Below are 1,729 nucleotides of genomic sequence, written 5' to 3'. Positions count from 1 at the left end.
TGAGTGGTGATCATGTTGACCATCTCTTCAACGGTGCTGACGTTGGACGTTTCCAGGGTGTTCTGCAGCGTGGTACCGAAACCTGCCAGGCCCGGGGTACCGACTTGCGGTGCACCACTGGCGGCGGTTTCCAGGAACAGGTTGTTACCCACCGCTTGCAGGCCGGCCGGGTTGATGAAGTCGGCGGTTTGCAGGTTGCCGATCACCTGGGAAGCCGGGTTGCCGGCCACGGTGATGGACACGGTGCCGTCCTTGCCGACGGTGAAGGTCTGGGCGTCGTTCGGGATGACAATCGCCGGTTCCAGGGCGAAGCCGCTGGCGTTGACGATCTGGCCGTTGGAGTCCAGGTGGAAAGTACCGTCACGGGTGTAGGACGTGGTGCCGTCCGGCTGCAGGATCTGGAAGAAACCGCGACCGTCGATGGCCATGTCCAGCGGCTGCTCGGTGGTTTGCAGGCTGCCGGCGTTGAAGTTTTTCTGGGTGCCGACAATGCGCACACCGGTACCCAGTTGCAGGCCCGACGGCAGTTCGCTGTCCTGGGTCGACTGGGCGCCTGGCTGACGCTTGATCTGGTAGAGCAAGTCCTGGAACTCGGCGCGGTCACGTTTGAAACCCGTGGTCGACACGTTCGCCAGGTTGTTGGAAATGGTGGTCAGGTTGGTGTCCTGGGCGGACAGACCTGTTTTGGCAACCCAAAGAGCCGGAAGCATTCGATTCTCCTCGTGCGCCTGTTTTACGGCGCGACGTTCTGGTAATTAGCTGATCTGCAAGACCCGAGCCATGGCCTGGTCGTCTTCTTTGGCGGTGTTCATCATCTTGATGTGCAGTTCGAACTGCTTCGACAAGGCCAGCACCGAGGTCATCTCGTCCACGGCGTTGACGTTGCTCGACTCAAGAAAACCGGACACCAGCTTGACGTTGGCATCGGCTTGCGCCGGCTGACCGTCTCTGGTGTGGATCGAACCGTCCAGGCCCTTGGTCATGTTCTTGATGTCCGGATTGACCAGCTTGATGCGATCGACTTCGGCCATCACGCGAGGACCTTCACCCATCGCACGAATACTGATGGTGCCGTCTTCGCCCACTTCGATCTGTTGTTCGGGCGGCACGGCAATCGGTCCGCCGTTGCCGATCACCGGCATGCCGTTGCCGGCGCGCAAGACGCCAAGTGCATCGACCACCAGGCTACCGGTGCGCACGTAGCTTTCGCCGCCATCGGGATTCTGCACCGCCAGCCAGCCGTTGCCCTGTACGGCGACATCGAGGTCGCGGCCGGTTTCTACCAGCGAGCCGGGAGAAAAGTCGGTGGCCGGGCGTTCGGACATGGCAAACGCACGCGCCGGAAAGCTGTCGCCGAACACCGGCATCGAACGCGCCTGCTCCAGGTCTTTCTGGAAGCCGTTGGTGGAGATGTTCGCGAGGTTGTTGGCATGAGCCTTCTGCGCCAGTGCATTCTGGCTGGCGCCGGTCATTGCCACATAAAGGTACTTGTCCACAATCTTTCCTCTGCCTGCCGGACGTTTGCCGCCCACTGCTGTACTGACGTGGCATAAGCAATTTGCAGACCAACTTGTTTTTGGCGGCGCGAGGCCCGGTAAACAAAGGACTTGAGGGGATTCGGAGGGAGATGGGGGATTTGTACAGAGACGAAAAACCGGCGGTGTCATGCCGCTTCACGGCAACCTTCAGCTTCCGCCACCTGCTCGTTCCCACGCTCTGCGTGGGAACG

At 60.7% G+C, this 1,729-nt stretch carries 2 protein-coding genes; both read right to left on the bottom strand.

The window, feature by feature from the left end; translation table 11 throughout:
* On the bottom strand, positions 1 to 710 hold a 710-nt coding region (flgG, locus tag D8U18_RS01395; protein ID WP_131106855.1), incomplete at its 3' end, for a flagellar basal-body rod protein FlgG.
* Positions 711 to 755: 45 nt separating this feature from the next.
* Positions 756 to 1,496 carry a flagellar basal body rod protein FlgF gene (locus tag D8U18_RS01390; RefSeq protein ID WP_056853039.1) on the bottom strand — a complete coding sequence of 247 codons (741 nt, stop codon included), beginning with the start codon at positions 1,494 to 1,496 and terminating at the stop codon, positions 756 to 758.
* Between the last annotated feature and the right edge of the window lie 233 nt (positions 1,497 to 1,729).

It is taken from the genome of Pseudomonas sp. Sample_10 (genome assembly GCF_004321495.1).
GTDB lineage: Bacteria > Pseudomonadota > Gammaproteobacteria > Pseudomonadales > Pseudomonadaceae > Aquipseudomonas.
The sequence above is the reverse complement of the archived record's forward strand: the minus strand, read 5'-3'. Positions and strand labels throughout refer to the sequence as shown.